Consider the following 21524-nt stretch of genomic DNA (forward strand, 5'->3'; position numbering starts at 1 on the left):
CTCAGGCCAGCGCGGCCTTGAGGATCTTCCTGTCCACCTTCCCTACGGAATTTTCCGGAAGGGCATCAACGTAGTGGTAGGCGACGGGTGCATGCATCCGCGAGAGCTCGCCCAGCACCGCAGCGGCCAGGTGCTGCTCCGTGAGTGCACGTCCCGTTTCGTCGCCGGTTCTCACGACGAAGGCGCACGGCACCTCGCCCAGGTCGGCATCGGGCCGGCCCACGACACAGCAGGCGCGTACGCCCGGCACCTTCGCAAGCACGCCTTCGATGAGGTTGGGAGAGAGGTTCTCGCCGCCGCGGATGATCACGTCCTTGATGCGGCCGGTGATGTACAGATACCCCTGGGCATCGAAGCGCCCCAGGTCTCCGGTGCGCAGTGCCGGCCCGGAGTCGGCGGGCGCGCCTGCGGTCTCCTCTTCGAGATAGCCCAGCATGAGGGTGGGTCCGCTGATGCAGATTTCTCCTTCTTGCAGGGGATCTTCGATCTCGGCACCGCCCGGCCTGGCAAGAAAGACCCGCTGCCCCGGCAGCACCGTGCCCACGGAGCCCACCCTGCGCGCGAGCGGCGGATTCATCGCAGAGGTGCAGGTCGCTTCGGAGAGCCCGTACGACACGACCAGGGGCACGCCCAACTTTTCCTCGACCCGCCTGTGCAGCTCCTCGGTGATGGGGGCCGAGCCGCAGCGCGCCATGCGCAAGGCGGCCAGCGAGGCTGGCGGAAACTCGAACGCGAGCATGCGCGAGTACATGGTCGGCACTCCCGTGATCACGGTGGGCCGATGCCGCTCCATCAGCGCCGGCATGTCCTGCGCCTTGAAGCGCTCCGCCAGCACGACGGCCGAGCCCGCCAGCAGTGGGGCCAGCAATTGGTTGTTGACGCCATTGGTGTGGTGCAGCGGCATGGTGTGCAGCAGCCGGTCCTGCGGGCCGAGCCCCGTGTGCCGGACGATGCCGTCCGCGTTGACCCGCAACCCCAGGTGGCTTTGCAGCACGCCCTTGGGCTTGCCGCTGCTGCCGGAAGTGAACAGCAGGTAGGCACAGTCCCGGGGGCCCGATGTGCAAGCCCAGTACGGCTGCACATCGGGAGCAAGGCTTTCCAATGCAATGCGCCGTACCTGCGCAACGGCCGCCAGACAGGGATCGTCATGGTGGCTCCGGTCATGCACCAGCCAGGTCATGGCCGTCGCCGCAAAACGCCTTGCGGTCTCCTCGGCGCCAAGCCCGGGCTCCAGCACGCAGGGACAGGCGCCGGCCACCAGGGTCGCGAGCAGGGTGCAGGCCAGGTCCAGCGACCGCGGCACGGCAATGGCCACGCGGTCGCCCTCGCGTATCCCGGCAGCCCGCAGGCCACCGGCCAGCACGCCCACCCGCTGCGCGAGGGCTCCGTAGCTCAGGACACCGCCCTGCGCCACCAGGGCGGGCCTTGCGGCCCACCCTGGCGACTGCCAGCGGCGATGAAAGGCCGCGACCAGGGATTCGAATTCGTCGGTCATTGGCAGCTCCTGTCCGGTGCGGTTCAGCGCAGGCTCACGCGTGCATCGCGCTCGAACTGCCCGTCAGGGTCCAGCGAGGCCAGGGCCTGGAGCTCGCGCTGCGTTGGCGGGTCGGTGGGATGCGCCGTGCTGGCGTCAAACTCGAAACCCGTGCGCTCGCGCACTTCTTCGAGGGATGCCTGCGGGTGCCATGAATCCAGCGCCAGGCGTCCGTCGCGCTTGATGAAGGTCGCGATCGGAGTGACCACTCCATGAAAGCCTCCCCACGAGGTGCGAAAGTCGAGCTTGTTCACCAGGGTGCGCGTCGAATGCTCGGTACGCCAGGTGCACGCGCGCAAGGCGGTGGGAAGCATGACGGCGCCGCCGCCTCCACCGGGAAGGCGCACCTTGGGCCTGTGCCAGTCGCCGATCGCCGAGTTGTTGGCGCACCCCTCGCCGTCGATCTGCGCCGCGCCAAGAAACGTCAAATCCATGCGCCCGCGGCAGCACAGGTCGTAGAAGTCCTCGTTGGCGAAGATGGACGCGCTGCGCTGCGCGAGCACGGGGTCCGAGCTCGACAGCGGGACGCTGGACGGCTCGGGGTCCACGCCGCCCGCGACATTGATGTAGATGAAGTCCTCATCCAGCGTCTTTTTGGCCAGCAGGCAGGCCAGCATGGGCAAGGTGGAATTGACGCCGCTGAACGTGATCTCGCCGGGCCGGATGAACCGGGCCAGGTTGATGGCGATGTATGAAAAACCGGACCAGTTCGCGCTCATCGTGCCTTCTCCTGTGTTGCTGCCTCGGGCGCTTTCGCCAGGTGCGCTTCCAGGGCTTCGTCGCCCTCGGCCAGATAGCTTTCGACCGCGGGGTAGTCGATCGGATAGCTGGGCCAGCATGAGCCTGGCCAGGCGCCGCCGGGGACTACGGAGAAGGCTTCGACCATGAAATACGGCACGACGGTGGACTCCGGGTTGTCCTGGAATACCTGCGTGTCCACCAGCTTTTCCGCCACCACCAGCACACTGCGTGAGGCACGGCTCATGATGCGGTCCCAATGCGGCGTGCCCGCAATGCGCACGTTCCCCTGCCGGTCGATCTCTGAGGCAAGCAGCACCGCATAGTCCGGCTCGATGGCCGGGATGGCGTACACCGGTGCGCGATCCGAGTACGGGTCCGGCAGGCTCACCCAGCCGTTCAAGGCGGGCAGGTCGCTTCCGTGCAAGCCAGCGCACGGCTGAAAGGGGATGCCGTACGCCGCCGCGCGCAGCCCGGCGGTCAGGCTCGCGCAGGCATGCTCTTCGAGAACGACTTCCTGGCGCTCGACGGCCCGGCGGTACCAGGGCGCCAGGCCGAAGTTGCCCTCCATCGCGACGATGCCGGCCCGCACCTTTCTGACGGCCCCGGCCCGGCAAAGAATGTCGATGTCGTAGCCGGGAGACTGCTTGATGATTTCAAGGCCGGTCCTGCCCTGGCGGATCAGTTCGCGCACGAAGGCGAACGGGCCACGGTGAAGAAAGCTCCCGCCGATGGCCAGGGAGGCCCCGTCCGGTACGCGCGAGACGAGTTCCTGCAGGGGAACACATTTGTTTTTTCCGACGAATCCAGAAGGCATGGGTTGGTCCTTGTGAAAATTGCTCCACTACTGGCCCAGATACTTGCGCAGCCGGTCTTTCAACCCTGGCCGCGCGGCGGAACGCACCAGATGCGCCAGGTCGGCATCCGCCTGTACCGTATCGAGCGCGCGATACAGCGAGGCCCGGGCCTCGTCCTCGAGTTCAACGACCAGCGCTTCGCATTCCTGCACCACGCCCGGCCAATCCTCCTGGGCCAGGACCTGCTGGACGAATCCCATCTGCACGGCCTCGTCCGTGGAAAACGGCCGGCTTGCGCCGAGGATGTCCAAGGCCTTCTGCGTTCCCACCAGGTCGGCGAAGCGCCGGGTTCCGAGCACCAGGCCGAACTTCAGGCCGGGCATGCGGAACATGCCCTGTGCGCTGGCAATACGCCGGCGGCATGCGGCGAACAGGTCGACGCCCGCCCCGTACACCTTGCCATGCGCCAGGGCGACGGTGTATGCCGGCGACGTTGCAAGCGCCTGAAGCAGCTGTTCGATGCGGATGAAGCGCAGGACGAGATCGCCTTCGCTCTGTGCCTCCAGGTCGGACAGATCGAAGCCGGCGCACAGGCTCTTTCCAGCGCCCCGCAGGACCAGCAGGCGAGCCCCCTGGGCATGCGCATGCCGTACCCCCTCCAGCAGTGCGTCGACCAGCTCCGCGTTGAGGGCATTGAGCTTGTCGGGGCGGTTGAGGGTGAAAGTCCAGCGGTGGCCGCTGACCTGGATATCCAGGACGCCGCTCATACCGTCGCCTTTGCGCCATCGCGCAGCGGACCCAGCACCTGCTCGTTGTGCTCGCCCAGCGAAGGCGGCCGCAGCCGCACCGCCAGCGTGCGGTCATCGAAGCGGACGGGCGAGACAAAGGTCCTGGTCTTCACGCCGTTGGGCAGCTCCAGCGGTTGCACCCACTGCATGTGCTCGACCTGCGGGTCGGCGAGCACCTCCGAGTACCGATTGATGGGCGCGCAGGGAACCCCCGCGTCGCGAAAGCGCTGCAGCCAGGTCGCCGTGTCGGCGCGCACGAACTCCTCTTCGAGGATCTCCAGCAGAGCATCCTGGTGCTGGGCACGCAGCGTCGGCGTCAGGAAACGGGCATCATCCAGCAGCGCCATCTTGCCGACCACTTCGCAGACCGAACGCCACAGCGCGTTGTTGCCGGCGGCCATGCCGAAGTAGCCATCGGACGAGCGAAAGACGCGGTACGGCGCGTTGCGGGGATGGGCCGAGCCCAGCGCGCGCGGGTCACGCCCGCTGCCGAAGTACTCCGATGTCTGTAGCGCCGCGATACCCAGCGTGGCGCCCAGCATTGGCACATCCAGATGTACACCCTGTCCGCTGGCCTGCGCCGCACGCAATGCCGACGCAATGGAGAAAGCGGCATACAGGCCCGCGGAGAAATCGGCCAGCGGCACGCCGCACTTCACGGGAGCGCCGCCCTCCTCCCCGGTGATGCTCATGATGCCGCTCATGGCCTGGACGGTGAGATCGAACCCGCCTTCCCCGGACCGCGGCCCCGACTGTCCGTAGGCCGAGATGGAGCAGTAGACCAGGCGCCGGTTCAGGGTCTGCAGGTCCTTGTAGCCCAGCCCCAGGCGGTCCATGACACCGGGGCGATTGTTCTCGATGAGCACATCGGCACCCCGGACCAGCTCGCGCAGCAGTTGCACATCGCCGGCCTCCTTGAGGTTGAGGGTGACCGACTTCTTGTTGCGATTGAGCGAGGCGAAGTTCTCGCTGTAACCGTCACTGATGGGTGGCCAGCTGCGCAGGGTGTCACCGCCTTGCGGGTTCTCCACCTTGATCAGCTCGGCCCCCAGGTCCGCCAGGAGCATTCCACAAAAAGGCCCAGCCGCCACGTTGCAGATCTCGATCACTTTGATGCCGTCCAGCGGCAGTTGATGGCTCATGTTGTCTCCAAAAACGAGGGGCGTGGTCGGCGTGTGAGGTTGGCTGGGGTTATCGCCAAGGTGTTGCCGCGTTGACAAATCCTACCAGCGGCGCCCATGATGTCAACAAATTATGAGACATCAATCCTAATTTTTGGGAATAAACAAAGAACTGAATTCAAGCCGACAGCGATCAGAAACCCATCGACCCCAAGGGCAAAAGGAGACAAAAGATGATTCACAGACGCCAAATCCTGGCAGGCATCGCAGGCATGGCCTGCTCGGGGCCGTTGCTCGCACAGCAATGGCCGGCAAAGCCCGTGCGCGTCGTCACGCCCTACCCGCCCGGCGGCGCGACCGACATCACGGCACGCGTCTATGCGCAGCACCTGGGTCAATGGCTGGGCCAGCCCTTCGTCATCGAAAACCGGGCAGGCGCCGGAGGCGAAATCGGCGCCACGGCCGTGGCCAACAGCGCCGGCGACGGCTACAGCCTGTTGTTCGGAGCGATTGGCAGCCTGGCCATCCACGCGGTCATCCCCACGCAAAAGCCTCCCTACGACCTGATGACGGCATTGACCGGCGTCTCCATGGGCAGCTCGGTGCCTCTGGCCATCGCGGTGCGCAGCGACCTGCCCGCCCATTCCGTGGCCGAGCTGGTCAAGCTCGGCAAGGCCGGCGGCAAAGGCCTGAGCTATGGCTCCGCGGGCAATGGATCCACCCAGCACATGACGGGGGAGTACTTCCAGCAGGCGGCCGGCATGAAACTGATGCACATCCCCTACAAGGGAAGCGCGCCCGCTGTCGCCGATCTGCTGGGTGGCCAGATTGACCTGGTCTTCGAGACGCTGCCGGCACTGGCCTCGCAGATCGGCAGTGGCAAGCTGCGCATCCTGGCCGTGACCAGCGCCAGGCGCAGCGACATGCTGCCCGACGTGCCCACGCTCAAGGAATCGGGCTTCCCGGATTTCGAAGTCACGACCTACTACGGGCTGCTCGCGCCCAAGGCCACACCACCGGCCATCGTGGGCCAGCTCTCGAAGGCCATGCAGGAGATCGCAAAGATGCGCGAAGTACGCCAGACGCTGCAAAAGCAGGGCGCCGATGCCTACGCAAGCAGTCCCGAACACACCACCCGGCTCATCGAGGCCGAGCTGGCCAAGTGGGGCCAGGTTCAAAAGACTGCCCAGGTGCAGTGAACGCAACGGCACCTTCATGCAAAGCATGCGAATTGCCGTCGTGGGAGGCGGCTCCGTGGCCACATCCTTCCTGTTCCATCTGGTGCGTGCGCGAGTGCAGGCACAAAGCGCCCTCCCTCGGCTGCAGGTGCTGGTCTTCGAGCCGGCCCCTGCCGTCGGCCGTGGAGCGGCCTATGCCGACGACGCACCCACCAATCTTCTGAACGTCACGGCGGGCAGCATGTCCGTCGCCGAAGATGACCGGCAACACTTTCTGCGCTGGCTCCACCGCCAGGCAATCACCCATTTCCAGGGCGAGCAGATCACGCACGACTCGTTTCTGCCGCGCCCGCTTTTCGGCCGCTATTTGGAAGATGTCTACCGCGAAACCTGTGCCACGGGGGCCACGTTGGGCGTGGACATCCGCCACGTCCGGGAGGCCGTGCACGATGTCAGGGCAGACCCACCGGCCGGCTACCGGCTCGTGACACAGCAGGCAGAGCACATCGCACAACGGGTGATCCTCGCCATCGGCAACCTGAGCTCGGCCGCGTTCGAGGACCTGCGCGGCCACGCCGGCTACTTCGACAGCCCGTACCCGGTCCGGGCACTGGCCTGTGGCATCCCCCGCGATGCGACGGTATGCGTGCTGGGCACGAGCCTGAGCGCCATCGACGCCGTGGTGGCGCTTGCCGAAGCCGGCCACACGGGGCCGATGTACTGCATGTCCCGCAACGGCAGGCTTCCGTCGGTCAGGGGCCTGAAGAACCAGCCCGTCACACTGAGTCCGCGCCTTGTGGCCACCCTTGCCGAAGGGGTCGCCCAAGGCCGCCGCCTGACACTGCGAGAGGCAATGGGTCTGCTCGCAGACGAACTGGCGCACCAGGGCATAGCGTTCGACGAACTCCTGGACCTGCAGGCTGCACCGCCACCTGCCACGGACTACCTGCAAGAGGAAATCACGCTGTCCTCATCACGTCCACGGCAATGGCAGTCGCTGGGCAATGCGCTCAACGCCGTCGTGGACGCCATCTGGCAGCAGCTCGACGACGCCGGGCGCGAGCGCTTCGACGCCACGCTGCGCAGCATCTGGATGGCTCGCCGCGTGACCTTCCCCATCGAGAATGCACGCAGGCTGCAGGCACTGCTTCGTGCGGGGCGCCTGCAGGTGATGCCGGGCCTGCAGTCTGTAGCCCCGGTCCCCGGCCAGCACCACCGGTTCCGCATTCAGGCCCGGGACAGGGCCGAGCTGCAAGCGGACGTGGTCATCAATGCCACGAGCTTTTCCGCAGACGCCAGGCACTCGGACCTGCCCCTGCTGCGCAACCTGCTGGACCGGGGCGAGGCCTGCCCTCACCGCTTCGGCGGCTTGTCCGTGGATTTCGCGACCGGAAATCTGATGCGGTCCGACGGCAGCATCAATGCGGACATCAGCGTGCTGGGCACCATGGCGGCAGGAACCTACTTCTGGACCAACTCCATGGATGTCAACGCACGGCTCGCACGGGGAGTGGCCGGCCGACTGGTCCAGGAGCTGTGCGCATCGGAAACTCGGGCCGAGCGAACCTGCCCCATCTGATCCCCAAGCACGCCGCGAGCGGGCTCGCAAAGATGCTGTCCGGGCCGTGAGCGTGCCATGCGTGCTAAGCTCATCCCAACATTTGGGATTCATTGCATGGACAAAACGCTACTCAAGGGCCTGGCAGTGCTGGAGGCCATTGCCGAGATGCAGGGCGAGGCACGCGTCATCGACGACGTGGCGGCCCGCGTGGGCCTCACCCGAAGCAATGCGCACAGGACACTGCAGACCCTCATCCACGCCGGATACGTGGAGCGCGACCCGGCAGGCGGGGGCTTTCGCAGCACGACCAAGATGTATGCACTGGGCGTGCGCCAGCTGGGGCAGCTCGACCTGCGCAAGATCGCTCCCTCTTTCATGGCGGTACTGGCCGAGGAAAGTGCGGAGACGGTCCATCTGTCGGTGCTTGAAGGGCAGGATGTCATCTACGTGGACAAGATAGACAGCGTCCAGCCCATACGCGCCTACTCGATGATCGGTGGCCGCGCTCCCGCCTATGCCGTGGCCACGGGCAAGGCCCTGCTGGCGGCGCAGCCCGCGCAGTACCTTGACCGGCTACCTGACCCTTTGCCGAGGTTCACGCCAAACACGATCGTGAGCAAGGAGCTTCTGAAGGCCGAATGCGCCAAGGCGCTTCGCGTCGGATATGCGGTCAATCGCGGAGAATGGCGCGAAGGCGTAGGCGGCCTGGCCGCAGCCGTGTACGACGCCTTCGAGCGTCCCGTGGCCGCCATCGGCATTTCGGGACCGCTGGACCGCCTGAGCGTGGCCCGCATGAAGGAGATGGCGCCGCGCGTCATCGACGCCGCCGCGCAACTCTCGAAGGCCCTGGGGTATACGCGCGGGTATTTCGGCGAATCGGTCTGAACGGACTCATAGATCCACTGACCCGTGGCCTGGAGGCTTGGCCGTTTGATCATCCCTGCATCCCAGTTCACGCTCGAGGTCGGGGCGGTCGGTTGGCAGGATGGGTGATTATGGTGGGTTGCAGGGGCCGGGTTGCCCGCGTTCACGCATGGCGGTCCAAGCTTCCGATGTACTGGTCCACCATGGCCTTGGCCTGTCCCAGGCTGCAGCCATGCTCGCTCTGGCAGGCCCTGATGGCCGCCATCTTCTGCAGGGGATCGGCGGCGAGGGTGCGCCAGTCGATCTTTGCGGGCTCTGGCGCAGGGCCGGGCCGCGCGTCTCCCTCCTCCACCGAACGCACTTCCCAGCGCGCCACGACGGGAAAGGAAAGGTCCACGGCGGGCAGCCGGTCCAGTTCGGCCGCCAATTCATCCTGTGAAATCAATGAAGCCACATGGCGAACACGCGCCCGGGGCCCGTCGCGCCAAGGCCTGATCTCCAAGGGGCGCTGGCAGAAATCCTGCAGATAGTCACCCAACTCCTGCGTCATGAAGCGCGTGGACTGCGCGACATCGACCCGCAACAGTTGCAAAGCCTCCGGCTGCGAGAAGTCATCCAGCTGATCGCTCAGGTCCGCAAAGGCCTGCAGAAATCCCGCGCAGACAAAGTCATCGAAGCAGGCGTGCGAAACACTGCTGGCCTCGTCATCGTGCAACACCAGCGCCACGCCCACGCCATGCGTGTCCAGCGGCGTCAGGCACCAGGCATCGCCGGCGCCCGACTGGGCGAATGGCAGAAAGCTCCGGCCGTTCTGTGCGCCAGGATGAAGCCAGCCCTCGATGATTTCACGGCTGGCTTCGGCGTCTATCCATTCGAAGTCCTGCCAACTCATGAACAAGGGCGGGTCCTGCAGGCAGCGCTGGCGCCAGGTGGCGGCCCAATCCGGACCGTAGACGGTCTTTCCCGATGCCAGGAGGTCGCTCAACAGCGGCGGCAGCGCAATGCCGGTCTGGGTGGAGAGGTCGGCGTAGGTGGTCATTGGATTCATCCCACGTCCATATGCAGCCGATGCCGGCCGCAATGCACGCACCGGAAAAGGCAGCCGGAAATCATGCCGTCCGTGGACATGCGCTCCAGCATCCACTGCGCATCGTTCCTGTAGCTGCCTTCGATGTCGGGCAGGACTTCAGCAAGGAAAGGCTCGACGGCATGCCTGTCGGCGTGACCCAGGAAGACACAGGGTGCGTTGCAGTGCGTGAGCCACACGGGCTGCTGCCAGGCCCTGTAGCCGGGCGTGCGCTGCGCGATCTCCAACAGCAGTTCCCTGGCGATGGTGGGCTCGGGGTCTGCCGGATCAGGCGACACGCCTTCGATATCGGTGTATCCCACAAGTTCGCCGTCGTATGTCTCGCAAGCCTGCCCGCTGGCAATGCACCAGGGACACAGGTAGTCGGGGCTTTGCTGGCTGTAGAACGGGCCCTCGTACTTGAGGCTGCGGTTTTGTCCGCAGCAGGAACACACACCATCTTCCTGCTCGAAGACGGTTTCGTAGGCGCCGGGATGGAATCTGAAATGCGGGCGGTCCATTTCAAGGTCTCTCTTTCCCCAATGGAAAGGCGCCATTGTCCATGGACGTTCGGTGCGCGGGACCGAATCGATCCAGGCATGAAAAAACCGCGCACAAGCGCGGTTTCCTGAGGTGGGCGAGAACTGCTTTTCAGCAGTTCTGCCGCGGCATCCATTGCCTTAGACGTTGAACAGGAAGTTCATCACGTCGCCATCCTTGACGACATATTCCTTGCCTTCGGCGCGCATCTTGCCCGCGTCCTTGGCGCCTTGCTCGCCCTTGAAGGCGATGAAGTCGTCAAAGGCGATGGTCTGGGCACGGATGAAGCCGCGCTCGAAGTCGCCGTGGATGACGCCTGCGGCCTGGGGGGCGGTGTCGCCGACCTTGATGGTCCAGGCGCGCACTTCCTTGACGCCGGCCGTGAAGTAGGTCTGCAGGCCCAGCAGGCCGAAGCCGGCGCGGATCAGGCGGTTCAGGCCGGGTTCTTCCAGGCCCAGTTCCTGCAGGAACATGTCGCGGTCCTCGTCGCTCATCTCGGCCATTTCAGCCTCGATCTTGGCGCAGATGGCCACGACGGGAGCGCCTTGTGCCTCGGCATAGGCCTTGAGGCTGTCGAGCAGCGGGTTGTTCTCGAAGCCGTCTTCGCTGACGTTGCCCACGAACATGGCGGGCTTGGCGGTGATCAGGCAGAACTGCTTGAGCAGGGGCGCGTCTTCCTTGGAGACGGGCACCGTGCGTGCGGGCTTGCCCTGGTCCAGGGCAGCCTGGATGGGGGTCAGCAACGCCACCACCTTGGCGGCTTCCTTGTCGTTGCCCGACTTGGCGGCCTTGCTGTAGCGGTTCAGCGCCTTCTCGACGGTGGCCAGGTCGGCCAGGCACAGCTCGGTCTGGATGACCTCGATGTCGGCGATGGGGTCCACCTTGTTGGCCACGTGGATGACGTTCGGGTCTTCGAAGCAGCGCACCACGTTGACGATGGCGTCGGTCTCGCGGATGTGGGCCAGGAACTGGTTGCCCAGGCCTTCACCCTTGGAGGCGCCGGCCACCAGGCCGGCGATGTCCACGAATTCGACGATGGCCGGGACGATGCGCTCGGGCGTGATGATGTCGGCCAGCTTCTGCAGGCGCGGATCGGGCACTTCCACCACGCCGGTGTTCGGCTCGATGGTGCAGAAGGGATAGTTCTCGGCGGCGATGCCGGCCTTCGTCAGCGCGTTGAAGAGAGTGGACTTGCCCACATTGGGCAGGCCCACGATGCCGCATTTGAGGCTCATGGCAGGGCTTTCTACAGGGATTCTGGGGACAAACCCCGTATTTTAGTCAACCGGGCATTTCCTGTCGTTTCAGGCGAACTGCCAGTCGCCGGCCACGGACTGGCCAACGACCAGTTCGGCCCCGTCGTGCAGGCCTTCCAGCACGGCATTCATGCCGAAGGTGATGGCGCCATCGACACGGTCGTCCTGGCGGTAGGTACGGATGGCGTCACCCACGGCGGTGCCCTGCACGGCCGTGACGGGGTCGATGTCGGGAATGGGGCAGCGTGTGCAGGGCTTGGCCATGCGCAGCCGCAGGCCCTGGGCATCGAGCACGTCGAACCCGTCGACCCGGTCCTCGTCATGGGCCTCCAGCCCTTCGATCACGATGTTGGGGCGAAAGCGCCGTGCGTCCACCGGGGCGTGGCCGGCCGCCTGCAGACGCTGGTTGAGTTCATCCACGGCCGCCTGGCTCAGCACCAGCAGCGGGTAGCCGTCCGCAAAGTGCACGGGCGCTGCCTCGCCCCCGGTCCAGCGCTCGCTGGTGCGGCGCGGCGCTGCCGGGTCGAAGCGCACCAGGGCGCAATCCGCGCCCAGGGCCTGCGTCAGCCAGTGGGCGGCCTCGGGGCCCATGTCCCAGGCCTGCACCCAGTCCGACCAGACGCGCGCCCGGCGCTCCGGCCCCGTGGCCTGCAACGCGATGCGCAGCGGCTGCTGCTGGGGAAAGTGCAGCACCAGGTGCCCGGCCTCCAGCTCGGGGCGTATCCAGGCCATGCGCGGATGGTCGCGCTGGGTCAGGAATTCGCCCTGCGCATCGACCACCATCCAGTGGCGGTCCCAGGCCAGGCCGGTGGCGCCGACGCCGCTGCTTTGCAGCGCGATGCCCGCGCAGGATTTGACGGGATATACCCACAACTGGGCAATGCGGCCCTGCACGTCTCTTTCTTGGTCAAACATCGGATAGCTCTTTTTGGGAAATCTGGAGTGTGTATGCCATCCATGGTGGGAATGGCGCCATGCGATGGGCGGCAATATGCCAGATGGCGACGCAGGCTGCGGCAGATCACGCCAAAGCCGGAGTTTGCGCCAGTTGGAATCCCCGGCATGGCCCGGACTCCTACAATGCCGGCCATGGCGCAAACCTTTGATGTATGTATACGCGGGGCCGGCATTGCAGGCCGGACCCTGGCTCTCCTGCTGGCCCGGGAACGGCTGCGCGTGGCCCTGGTGGTGGCCGCGCCGACCGGCAACGCGCCCGATGTGCGCGCCTACGCGCTCAATGCCAGCGCACGCGGTCTGCTGGACAGCCTGCGTTGCTGGCCCGATGACCAGCACGCCACGCCCGTGACGCAAATGGAAGTCTTTGGCGACCTGGACGGCCATGTGCTGTTCGACGCCGCCAGCCAGGATGTCGAGGCCCTGACCTGGATCGTCGATGTGCCCGCGCTGGAGCAGCGCCTGGCCGAGGCCGTGCGCTACCAGCCCATGGTCGAGGTGGTGGAGCAGCCCGTGGCGGCGCCGCTGACGGCCATCTGCGAGGGCCGCGCCAGCCGCACGCGCAGCGAGTTCGGTGTGGACTTCGCCGTCACGCCCTATGCACAGCACGCCATCGCCACCCGGCTGCACTGCGAGCTGCCGCACGGACAGGTGGCGCGACAGTGGTTCACGCCCGAAGGCATCCTGGCCCTGCTGCCGCTGGACGGCCCGCAAGGCCACAGCGTGGCCGTGGTCTGGTCCATCGCCCGCGAGCTGGCCGACGGCTGGCTGGCCGCCGACACGCAGGATTTCACCGCGCGGCTGGAAGCCATCAGCCAGGGCGCGCTGGGCCGGCTGGAGCTGAGCGCACCGCGCATGGCCTGGCCGCTGCAGCAGGCCGTGGCCGACCACTGGTGCGGCTCCATGCCCGACGGCGATGCACGCTCGGCCCGCAGCTGGGTGCTAGTGGGCGACGCCGCCCACAACGTGCATCCGCTGGCAGGCCAGGGCCTGAACCTGGGCCTGGGCGATGTGCAGGCGCTGGCACGCGTGCTGCAGGAGCGCGGCTACTGGCGCAGCACCGGCGATCTGCGCCTGCTGCGCCGCTATGAACGCGAGCGCAAGGCCGCGCTGGCGCCCATGGGCCTGGCCATGGACGGGCTGCAGCAGCTGTTCAGCCGCTCCGAGGTTCCGGTGCAGATGCTGCGCAACTGGGGCATGAAGGGCTTCGAGCGCTTCGGCCCGCTCAAGGACTGGATGGCGCGCCAGGCCATGGGCCTGGGCCCGCGCAGCGGCGCCTGAGCCTGGAGCCAAGCCGATCCCGTGCCGTTGAACCCTTTGCCGTTTTGCGACTCGTACCCCTGCTCCGTGGCGCCCCGCGCCGCGCAATCCCCCTCAACCACGGCGCGGCCGGCCTGAACGCGGCCCCGCCCACCCACCGCATTGCCATGAAACTCTTCGCCTGCCTGCTGACGGCCGCCAGCCTGACCTGGAGCCTCGGTGTCCATGCCCAGGACGCCAACCTGCGCAAGACGCTGACCGAGCGCATTCCCCAGCTGGAAAAGATCGACGAAATCCGCCCCACGCCCATGTCCGGCCTCTTCGAGGTGCGCATCGGCACGGACCTGTTCTATACGGACGCCAAGGGCAACTACCTGATCCAGGGCGAGCTGATCGACACCAAGGCGCGCCGCAATCTCACCGAAGACCGCATGAACCAGCTGACGGCGGTGGACTTCAAGCAGTTGCCGCTCAAGGACGCCGTGACCATCGTCCACGGCAAGGGCGAGCGCAAGATGGCCGTGTTCGAAGATCCCAACTGCGGCTACTGCAAGCGTTTCGAGCGCGACCTGCAGACCGTGGACAACGTCACCATCTACCTGTTCCTGTACCCCATCCTGAGCCCCGACTCGGCCGAGAAGTCGCGCAACATCTGGTGCGCCAAGGACCAGGCCGGTGCATGGGCCGACCACATGCTGCGCGACAAGGTGCCGGCCGCCGCCCAGTGCGACACCTCGGCCGTGCAGCGCAACCTGGCCTTTGGGCGCAAGTACAAGATCACGGGAACGCCCACCGTCATCTTCACCAACAACACCCGCGTGCCTGGCGCCATCAGCGCCCAGGAAGTCGAGAAGAACCTGGCCGCAGCCGCGCGCTGACCGCCACCGGGCGGGCCCGGCGCCATGGACGCCGGGCCCGCCCACCTGATCCCCCTTAGCCGGAGCTTCCCGGCTCCAGCCCGCCACAGCGGGCCCGGGCAGCCTCCAGGCCACACCTGCAGGAGCCCGAATGACCTCTCCCCTCGCCGCCACCGCCGCTGCCACTGCCGCAGCGGACATCCACTACCGCGTGCAGGCCCTTGATGTGGACGCGCACCTGTTCAGCGTGCAACTGCACATCGCCCGCCCGGCCGCTGGCCAGACCCTGTCGCTGCCGGTCTGGATTCCCGGCAGCTATCTGGTGCGGGAATTCTCCAAGAACCTCCAGGGCCTGTCTGCCGAGCAGGACGGCCGCCCCGTCGCGCTGGCCCAGCAGGGCAAGAACCTCTGGCAGGCCGATTGCGACGCCAACACGCCCCTGGTGCTCAGCTACCAGTTCTGCGCCTATGACAGCTCGGTGCGCACGGCCTGGCTGGACCGCCGCCGCGGCTTCTTCAACGGCACCAGCCTGTGCCTGCGCGTGCACGGCCAGGAAGATACGCCGCACACGCTGCAACTGCTCGCGTCGGATGCCACGGCATCGTGGCAGGTAGCGACCGGCCTGGACGCCGTGGACACCGATGCGCGCGGCTGGGGCCTGTACCGCGCCGCCCACTACGACGAATTGGTGGACTGCCCCGTGGAGATGGGCAGCTTCTGGCGTGGCGACTTCGTGGCCGCGGGCGTGCCGCACAGCTTCATCGTCGCGGGCGCCGCGCCCAGCTTCGACGGCGCGCGCCTGATTGCCGATGCACGCAGGATCTGCGAGACCGTGCTGGCCTTCTGGCACGGTACGGGCGAGCAGGCCACGCCCGCACCCATGCAGCGCTACGTGTTCATGCTCAACGTGGTCGATGACGGCTACGGTGGTCTTGAGCACCGCAATTCCACGGCCCTGATCTGCGGCCGGCGCGACCTGCCGCGCGTGGGCGAGCGCAAGGCCGCCGAGGGCTACACCACCTTGCTGGGCCTGATCAGCCACGAGTACTTCCACACCTGGAACGTCAAGCGCCTGCGCCCGGCCGAATTCGCGCGCTACGACTACGGGCAGGAGAACTACACCGAGCTGCTGTGGTTCTTCGAAGGCTTCACCAGCTACTACGACGACCTGCTGCTGCGCCGCGCCGGCCTGATCGACAACGCGCAGTACCTCAAGCTCATCACGCGCACCATCAACCAGGTGCTGCAGACGCCGGGCCGACACCTGCAGTCCGTGGCCCAGGCCAGCTATGACGCCTGGGTCAAGTACTACCGCCAGGACGAGAACACGCCCAACCAGACCGTCAGCTACTACACCAAGGGCTGCCTGGTCGCACTGGCCCTGGACCTGCAACTGCGCCGCGAAGGCCGCAGCACGCTGGACGACGTGATGCGCGCGCTGTGGCAGCGCTGCCAGGGCGGCCCCATGCGCGAGGCCGACGTGCTGGCCGTGCTGCAGGACCTGGGCGGGCGCAGCTTCGCGCCCGAGATCACGCAATGGGTGCACGGCACCGACGACCTGCCGCTGGCCGAGCTGCTGGCCGCGCACGGCGTGCAGGCCAAGGCCGAGCCGGCGCAGACTGCCCAGCGCCTGGGCCTGCGCGTGCAGGAAAGCCAGGGCATCACCATCAAGACCGTGCTGCGCGGCAGCCTGGCCGAGCGCGCCGGCTTCATGGCGGGCGACGAATGGCTGGCCATCGAGCTGCCCACCGGCGCCGAGGATTCACAGCCCGCGCGCTGGCGCATCACCCGGCTGGACGACGTGGCGCTGTACGCAGGCACGGCCCTGGACATCGTCGCCTGGGTGGCCCGCGACCGGCAGATCCTGGCCTTGACCCTGCCCTGGGGCTCGGGCCTGCTGTCCGAGGCCGCCGCCATGGTGGAGAAAACGGACAACGGCGATGCAAAAGCTGCCACATCCGGCACCCTGGCGGCGCCCGCCCCCAGCAATCTCGGACTGGAAATCACGGACGAGGAGACCGCTGGACGCTGGCTGGCCGGGCACACGGGCAGCGCGCAGGCGCCTGCCACGCCCTGAACGGCGCATGCCGTCCCGCGCCGCCGGCCGGTTATTCTTGAGGATCACGACGACAACCCCAGCAGGAGACTCCCTTGGCCTACGAAATGATTGAAGTTCGCGTCGAAGCCGACAAGGTCGGCATCATCACGCTCAACCGCCCCAAGCAGCTCAACGCGCTCAATGACCAGCTCATGGACGAGCTGGGCCAGGCCCTGCAGGCCTTCGATGCCGATGAGGCCATCGGCTGCATGATCATCACCGGCAGCGAGAAAGCCTTCGCGGCTGGCGCCGACATCGGCGCCATGGCCAAGTACAGCTTTGCCGATGCCTACAAGGGCGACTACATCACGCGCAACTGGGAAGCCATCCGCTCCATCCGCAAGCCCGTGATCGCCGCCGTCAGCGGCTTTGCCCTCGGCGGCGGCTGCGAGCTGGCCATGATGTGCGACTTCATCATCGCCGCCGACAACGCGAAGTTCGGCCAGCCGGAAATCAAGCTGGGCGTGATCCCCGGCGCCGGCGGCACGCAGCGCCTGCCGCGCGCCGTGGGCAAGTCCAAGGCCATGGACATGGCCCTCACGGCCCGCATGATGGACGCTACCGAAGCCGAGCGCGCCGGCCTGGTCAGCCGTGTCGTGCCCTTCGACAAGCTCATGGACGAGGCGCTGGGCGCCGCCATCATCATCAGCGGCTTCTCGCAGATTGCCGTCATGGCGGCCAAGGAATCGGTGAACCGCGCCTTCGAGGGCTCGCTGGCCGACGGCGTCATGTTCGAGCGCCGCCTGTTCCACGCGCTGTTCGCCACCCAGGACCAGAAGGAAGGCATGGACGCCTTCGTCAACAAGCGTCCCGCCAACTTCAAGCATCTCTGAGCGGGCTGAAAGACGCGCTACAATGCGCGTCTTCCGGCAAGGCGCAGCAAGCCTCTCGCAAAGAAATTTCGAGAAATTTGCACAACTTGCCGGACGGGCCGAAAATTCTGCATATAATTTAGGTCTTACGGCGCTTTAGCTCAGTCGGTTAGAGCGATGGAATCATAATCCACAGGTCCGCGGTTCGAATCCGTGAAGCGCCACCAAACAAAGAAAAGGGTCTACGTGCAAACGTAGACCCTTTTTCCGTTGGCACTGCACTCCGCCAGAGCGCGCCGCTTGCGGCGCCGCCTCCGGCTGCTAGCTGCCGCGCTCCAACGCAATCCAGTGGTTGTCCAGCGCCATGCCGGGAACCGGCACCGTGCGCAGCACCTGGCCGCGCTGGCGCAATTGGGCCTGGCGTGCACCGCCCATCCACAGCGCGGGCTCGGCAGGCAGGGGCCGGCCCTTGGCATCCAGCGAGACACTTGCGTTGGCCACGCAGTACACGCCCGGCATGGCATCGCCACGCAGCCAGCGGCCACTGGCCTGGCTGCTGTCGGGCACCTGCCACCAGGTGACGGTGTTCACGCGCGGGCAGCTGACGGCGAAGAGCTGGCCATCGCAGCCTATGTCTCCTCCATAGCCGGCCAGGGGCTCGCGCCCTTCGGGCAGGGGCACGGCATGCAAACGGTGACCATCGAACAGGGCCAGCACGGGCGCGGCAGCGCGCGCTTCGGTGTCGCGGTGCTCGGCCTGCAGCGCAATGCCCAGCCAGCGGCGCGCGGGCGCGTGGGCGACCTGCGGGCCCCAGGCCAGGTGGCGCAGGCTCAGGCGGTTGTCGTCCAGCTTCCACAGGCCGGCACGGGCGCCGCCTTCGGCCGGCAGCAGCCGTGTGATGGACGAATCCATGTGGTCCAGCTGCAGCTTGCGCCGGCCGGTTTCGGACTGCGTGGGAATGCCGCCGTTGGCGACCATCAGCGTGCCGTCGGCGTCCAGCAGCAACTGGTGCGGGTCCATGCCGCCCGTGCGCCATTCGGCGATCTTCTCCAAGGTGATGGCATCGCGCACGCCGATCAGGCCCTGGGCATCTTCCAGGTCGGTCTCGGTGGTGTAGAGATGGCGGCCATCGGCGCTTTCGATGACATGGCCGTTGAAGAAGCGGTCGGGCTCGATCCACTGCCACTGCGCATCCTCGGCGGCCTGTCCCGGCTTCAGGCGCACCAGCCAGTCACCGGGGCGGCGGCTGGCGAAGACCACGGAGCCGTCGCGCAGCGCGGCCATGCCATGGGCGCGCGTGGGCACATCCAGGGCCTGCAGCACCTGCAGCGGCCTGTCCACCTGCGCACTGGCCTGCACGATGCCGACACGCATCTGCTCGCCCTGCATCCAGGCCGCAGCCAGCGACCGTGCCGGTCCGGACGGCCTGGCCGCATGGGAGGTTGCCAGCGGCATGGCAGCCAGCAGCCCCATGCCCTGCAGCCAGCGGCGGCGATTCAGCGCCTGCTCAATCCCCGTCGGCATCCGAGAACCCGATGTTGACTTCCAGCGCAGGCGCCACCTCGCCTTCCATGAGGCGCTTGAGGCGCGACAGCGGCTTGGTCGCGGCATCGACGGCGTTGGCGGTCGGCTCGGTCAGGGCGCGCATGCCGGCATCGGCCTCGTTGACGGCCTTGAGCCAGCGGTCGGCCAGCGGGTTCAGGCCACGGCCGCGCAGGTAGGACTCGATGGGCACGATGTCCACGCCGGGCTGGGGCACCTTGCGGTCCACGCTCACGGCCAGCGTGCGCAGGCCCTGCCAGTGCGCGCGCCAGATCTCAACGGTGCTGCCGCTGGCCAGGTGCTCCCAGGCGGGGGGCTTGCTGCCTGCACTGCGCAAAGGCTTTTCCATGTCCGCCCAGCGCAGGCGCTCCAGGCCGCCCACCCACTGGTTGATGAATTCGGCCATGGCTTCGGTGGTGGCATCGCCGTCCTCGGACCAATCCTGGGCCGCGAGCTTGGCAAAGCCGTTGCTGAGGATGCCCATCTCGGCGCCGATTTCCTCGGCCACCAGGGTGGCATAGGCGCAGGCCGGCGTCTGCGGCTCCACGGGCTGGGTCCACAGCAGGTTCTCGAGCGCCGGGTATCCCTTGGCGGGTGCGCCGATGCGCTCCATGGCAGCCAGATCGGCGGGGGCCGACTGTATGGCCTTCTTGAGCAGGGCCGGGCGCATGGGGCGGAAGTCCACCAGACGTGCCGAGCGGCGCTCCACCAGCGGCCCCAGGGCCACGGCCGAGAGGCTGCTCCACTGCCGCGACGATTGCACATAGGCCTGGCGCGCCGTCTGCAGCGTGGCGGCAGCCGATCCCGCAGGTGCCGCGCAGTGCGCGCGCAGCGCCTGGTTCAGCGCCTGGGCGGATGCCTGCGCGGCCTTGGCCTGGGGCGAGAACCATTGGCCGTACAGCCCCTGCACGGCGTGGGCCGTGTTGTAGAAGGGAATGGCCATGTTGGCATCCACTTCCTGGGCATGGGCCGGGGCGGCGGCCAGCAGCGCCAGCGCGGCGGCACAAAGGATTTGGCGAGGGGTCATGCGCATGTCTTGCATCAGAGGGACTCCACAAATTTGACCAGGGCTTCACGGTCTTCGGCGCTGAACTGGCGCACCTGTTCGCGCGCGGCTTCGGCCTCGCCGCCGTGCCAGAGGATGGCTTCCAGCACGCCGCGCGCACGGCCGTCGTGCAGCAGGCGCTGGTGGTTGTTGACATCGGGCAGCAGGCCTATGCCCCACAGCGGCGGCGTGCGCCACTGGCGGCCTGAGGCCTTGAAGTCGGGCCGGCCGTCGGCCAGCGCATCGCCCATGTCGTGCAGCAGCAAGTCGGTGTAGGGCGCAATGGTCTGGCCCGACAACCCCTTGCTGCTGAGTGCCGGCGACAGCGCGGGGAACAGCTCCCCGCCGGTCTTGTACGAGGGCCGGTGGCACTGCGCACACTGGGCCTGGTGGAACAGTGCCTCGCCACGGCGCACGGCAGGGTCGCTGGCGTTGCGCCGTGCAGGCGGCGCCAGCGTGGCCTGGTAGAAGATCACGTCGTCCAGCACGCGGTCGTCGATCTCCACGCCCTCGGCGCCGTTGCCGTTGGGCGCGGCCAGGCAGTCCTTTTGTGCGGGCGTGCAGGTCTGGTGTGGGAAACGCTTCGATGTGATGCCGATATCGCCCAGGAAGGCCGAAGCCGTCTGGTGGGCAATGGAGGCCACGTTGGCCTTCCAGCCGAAGCGGCCCAGCATCATGCGTTCGCCGTAGGCATCCCAGACATAGTTGGGCTGGCCCTTGATGGGGCCGCCCAGGGCCGCCTGGGCGGCAGCGTTGGCCAGGATCTCGGACTCCGGGATGTGCTCCAGCAGGCCCAGGCCGATGACCTGGGGCGCAATGCGCGGGCTGGTCATCAGGTTGGCGGCCAGGGGGCCGTAGTTGAGCGCGGCCAGCTCGTAGACCGGCTTTTCCAGCGTGTAGGCCGTGCCGTCGGCAAAGCGGCCATGCACCTGTTCATAGCGGATGCGCAGCTGGCCCTCGCCCTTGACGCCCAGCACGCCCTCGGTATTGAACTGGTCGCCATAGACCGGGTCCGGCACCGGGCTGCCGTGCGGGCCTTCGCCCGGAATGGACAGCCGCATGAGCAGGCCCGCGAAGGGCTGGGGCTTGAGCGGGTTGTGGAAGTCGGGCGGCTGGGCGCGGCCGTCCTGCACATGGCAGCCGCCGCAGGAGCGCGCCAGGAAGTGCGGGCCCAGGCCATCGCGCGCCGTGGTGGAGGCCGGCGCCTGCACCCAGTTGCGCTTGAAGAAGGAGTTGCCGATGACGAAGCGCGTGCGCTCTGCATCCTCCAGGTTGGCGGCGGGCAGCGAGAAGGCGTTGCGGCCCGTGGCGTGGACCGTGGTCTGGCCGCCCGGGGGCAGGGGCTCGCCGGGTGCCGCGAACAAAAGAGCTGGATCGGGAGCAGGCTGCGGTGCTGGCGCGCGCGCTGGAGCGGCAGCCACCGTGTCCTGCTGTTGGGCCGAGCAGCCCATCAGGACCAGGGAGGCAGCGACCAGCAGCGAGGGGGAGAGATTCATGGGTGGGGACGTCCCTG

The 21524-nt window shown here is 67.2% G+C and carries 19 protein-coding genes and 1 tRNA gene; 8 read left to right on the plus strand and 12 right to left on the minus strand.

Annotated features, from left to right (window positions below; translation table 11 throughout):
- Position 1 precedes the first annotated feature (1 nt).
- The 5 genes from AC57B5_RS14350 to AC57B5_RS14370 are packed head-to-tail and all read right to left on the minus strand — an operon-like array spanning position 2 to position 4999.
- A complete protein-coding gene (locus tag AC57B5_RS14350) occupies positions 2-1495 on the minus strand; it encodes a class I adenylate-forming enzyme family protein (protein WP_496399786.1) in 1494 nt (497 codons plus the stop codon).
- 23 nt (positions 1496-1518) lie between these two features.
- A complete protein-coding gene (locus AC57B5_RS14355; RefSeq protein WP_063327183.1) occupies positions 1519-2253 on the minus strand; it encodes a CoA-transferase subunit beta in 735 nt (244 codons plus the stop codon).
- The gene (locus AC57B5_RS14360) at positions 2250-3089 is read right to left on the minus strand and encodes a CoA transferase subunit A (RefSeq protein ID WP_496399787.1); all 840 of its coding nucleotides are present in this window, start codon (positions 3087-3089) and stop codon (positions 2250-2252) included. Before AC57B5_RS14360 ends, AC57B5_RS14355 begins: the two co-directional genes overlap by 4 nt.
- 27 nt (positions 3090-3116) lie before the next feature.
- Positions 3117-3836 carry an enoyl-CoA hydratase/isomerase family protein gene (locus tag AC57B5_RS14365; protein WP_063327185.1) on the minus strand — a complete coding sequence of 240 codons (720 nt, stop codon included), beginning with the start codon at positions 3834-3836 and terminating at the stop codon, positions 3117-3119.
- Positions 3833-4999: a CoA transferase gene (locus AC57B5_RS14370; RefSeq protein WP_492806103.1), complete on the minus strand. Its 1167-nt coding sequence runs from the start codon at positions 4997-4999 to the stop codon at positions 3833-3835. The genes AC57B5_RS14365 and AC57B5_RS14370 overlap by 4 nt, the downstream gene beginning before the upstream one ends.
- Before the next feature lie 212 nt (positions 5000-5211).
- Here AC57B5_RS14370 and AC57B5_RS14375 point away from each other — a divergent pair, with 212 nt between their 5' ends.
- From AC57B5_RS14375 to AC57B5_RS14385, 3 genes are all read left to right on the plus strand, one after another.
- The gene (locus tag AC57B5_RS14375) at positions 5212-6177 is read left to right on the plus strand and encodes a Bug family tripartite tricarboxylate transporter substrate binding protein (RefSeq protein WP_496399788.1); all 966 of its coding nucleotides are present in this window, start codon (positions 5212-5214) and stop codon (positions 6175-6177) included.
- A gap of 16 nt (positions 6178-6193) precedes the next feature.
- Positions 6194-7735: an FAD/NAD(P)-binding protein gene (locus tag AC57B5_RS14380; protein WP_496399789.1), complete on the plus strand. Its 1542-nt coding sequence runs from the start codon at positions 6194-6196 to the stop codon at positions 7733-7735.
- Between the two features lie 96 nt (positions 7736-7831).
- Positions 7832-8602 carry an IclR family transcriptional regulator gene (locus AC57B5_RS14385; RefSeq protein WP_065347416.1) on the plus strand — a complete coding sequence of 257 codons (771 nt, stop codon included), beginning with the start codon at positions 7832-7834 and terminating at the stop codon, positions 8600-8602.
- Between the two features lie 142 nt (positions 8603-8744).
- On the opposite strand, the gene AC57B5_RS14390 is transcribed toward AC57B5_RS14385, so the two are convergent.
- From AC57B5_RS14390 to AC57B5_RS14405, 4 genes are all read right to left on the minus strand, one after another.
- Positions 8745-9620, minus strand: a complete 876-nt coding sequence (locus AC57B5_RS14390; RefSeq protein WP_496399790.1) for an SMI1/KNR4 family protein — start codon at positions 9618-9620, stop codon at positions 8745-8747.
- Between the two features lie 5 nt (positions 9621-9625).
- On the minus strand, positions 9626-10168 hold the full coding sequence (locus AC57B5_RS14395) for a CbrC family protein (protein WP_496399791.1): 543 nt from the start codon (positions 10166-10168) through the stop codon (positions 9626-9628).
- Between the two features lie 159 nt (positions 10169-10327).
- Complete coding sequence (gene ychF / locus AC57B5_RS14400; protein WP_012203464.1) at positions 10328-11422, minus strand: redox-regulated ATPase YchF; 1095 nt, start codon at positions 11420-11422, stop codon at positions 10328-10330.
- 69 nt (positions 11423-11491) lie between these two features.
- Entirely contained in the window at positions 11492-12358 is an 867-nt protein-coding gene (locus AC57B5_RS14405; RefSeq protein ID WP_496399792.1) for an MOSC domain-containing protein, read from the minus strand.
- Positions 12359-12532: 174 nt separating this feature from the next.
- On the opposite strand from AC57B5_RS14405, the gene AC57B5_RS14410 reads away from it, so the two are divergent.
- From AC57B5_RS14410 to AC57B5_RS14430, 5 genes are all read left to right on the plus strand, one after another.
- On the plus strand, positions 12533-13678 hold the full coding sequence (locus tag AC57B5_RS14410; protein WP_496399793.1) for an FAD-dependent monooxygenase: 1146 nt from the start codon (positions 12533-12535) through the stop codon (positions 13676-13678).
- Positions 13679-13824: 146 nt separating this feature from the next.
- Positions 13825-14535 (plus strand): DsbC family protein, encoded by a 711-nt coding sequence (locus AC57B5_RS14415; RefSeq protein WP_238003813.1) that lies wholly within the window; start codon positions 13825-13827, stop codon positions 14533-14535.
- A gap of 130 nt (positions 14536-14665) precedes the next feature.
- The gene (locus AC57B5_RS14420; protein ID WP_496399794.1) at positions 14666-16591 is read left to right on the plus strand and encodes a M61 family metallopeptidase; all 1926 of its coding nucleotides are present in this window, start codon (positions 14666-14668) and stop codon (positions 16589-16591) included.
- Between the two features lie 74 nt (positions 16592-16665).
- Positions 16666-17445 carry an enoyl-CoA hydratase gene (locus AC57B5_RS14425; RefSeq protein ID WP_034390562.1) on the plus strand — a complete coding sequence of 260 codons (780 nt, stop codon included), beginning with the start codon at positions 16666-16668 and terminating at the stop codon, positions 17443-17445.
- Positions 17446-17574: 129 nt separating this feature from the next.
- Positions 17575-17651: transfer RNA gene (locus AC57B5_RS14430), tRNA-Met, on the plus strand.
- Between the two features lie 94 nt (positions 17652-17745).
- Here AC57B5_RS14430 and AC57B5_RS14435 read toward each other — a convergent pair.
- From AC57B5_RS14435 to AC57B5_RS14445, 3 genes are read right to left on the minus strand one after another with little or no spacing between them, the layout of a single operon-like run.
- Positions 17746-18948, minus strand: coding sequence for a DUF1513 domain-containing protein (locus tag AC57B5_RS14435; protein WP_496399795.1), 1203 nt, complete (start codon positions 18946-18948; stop codon positions 17746-17748).
- Complete coding sequence (locus AC57B5_RS14440) at positions 18932-20008, minus strand: imelysin family protein (protein WP_496399796.1); 1077 nt, start codon at positions 20006-20008, stop codon at positions 18932-18934. The genes AC57B5_RS14435 and AC57B5_RS14440 overlap by 17 nt, the downstream gene beginning before the upstream one ends.
- On the minus strand, positions 20008-21507 hold the full coding sequence (locus AC57B5_RS14445; RefSeq protein WP_496399797.1) for a di-heme oxidoreductase family protein: 1500 nt from the start codon (positions 21505-21507) through the stop codon (positions 20008-20010). The genes AC57B5_RS14440 and AC57B5_RS14445 overlap by 1 nt, the downstream gene beginning before the upstream one ends.
- Positions 21508-21524 lie beyond the last annotated feature (17 nt).

This window comes from Delftia sp. BGA-UO-ETr-SB1, assembly GCF_059567865.1.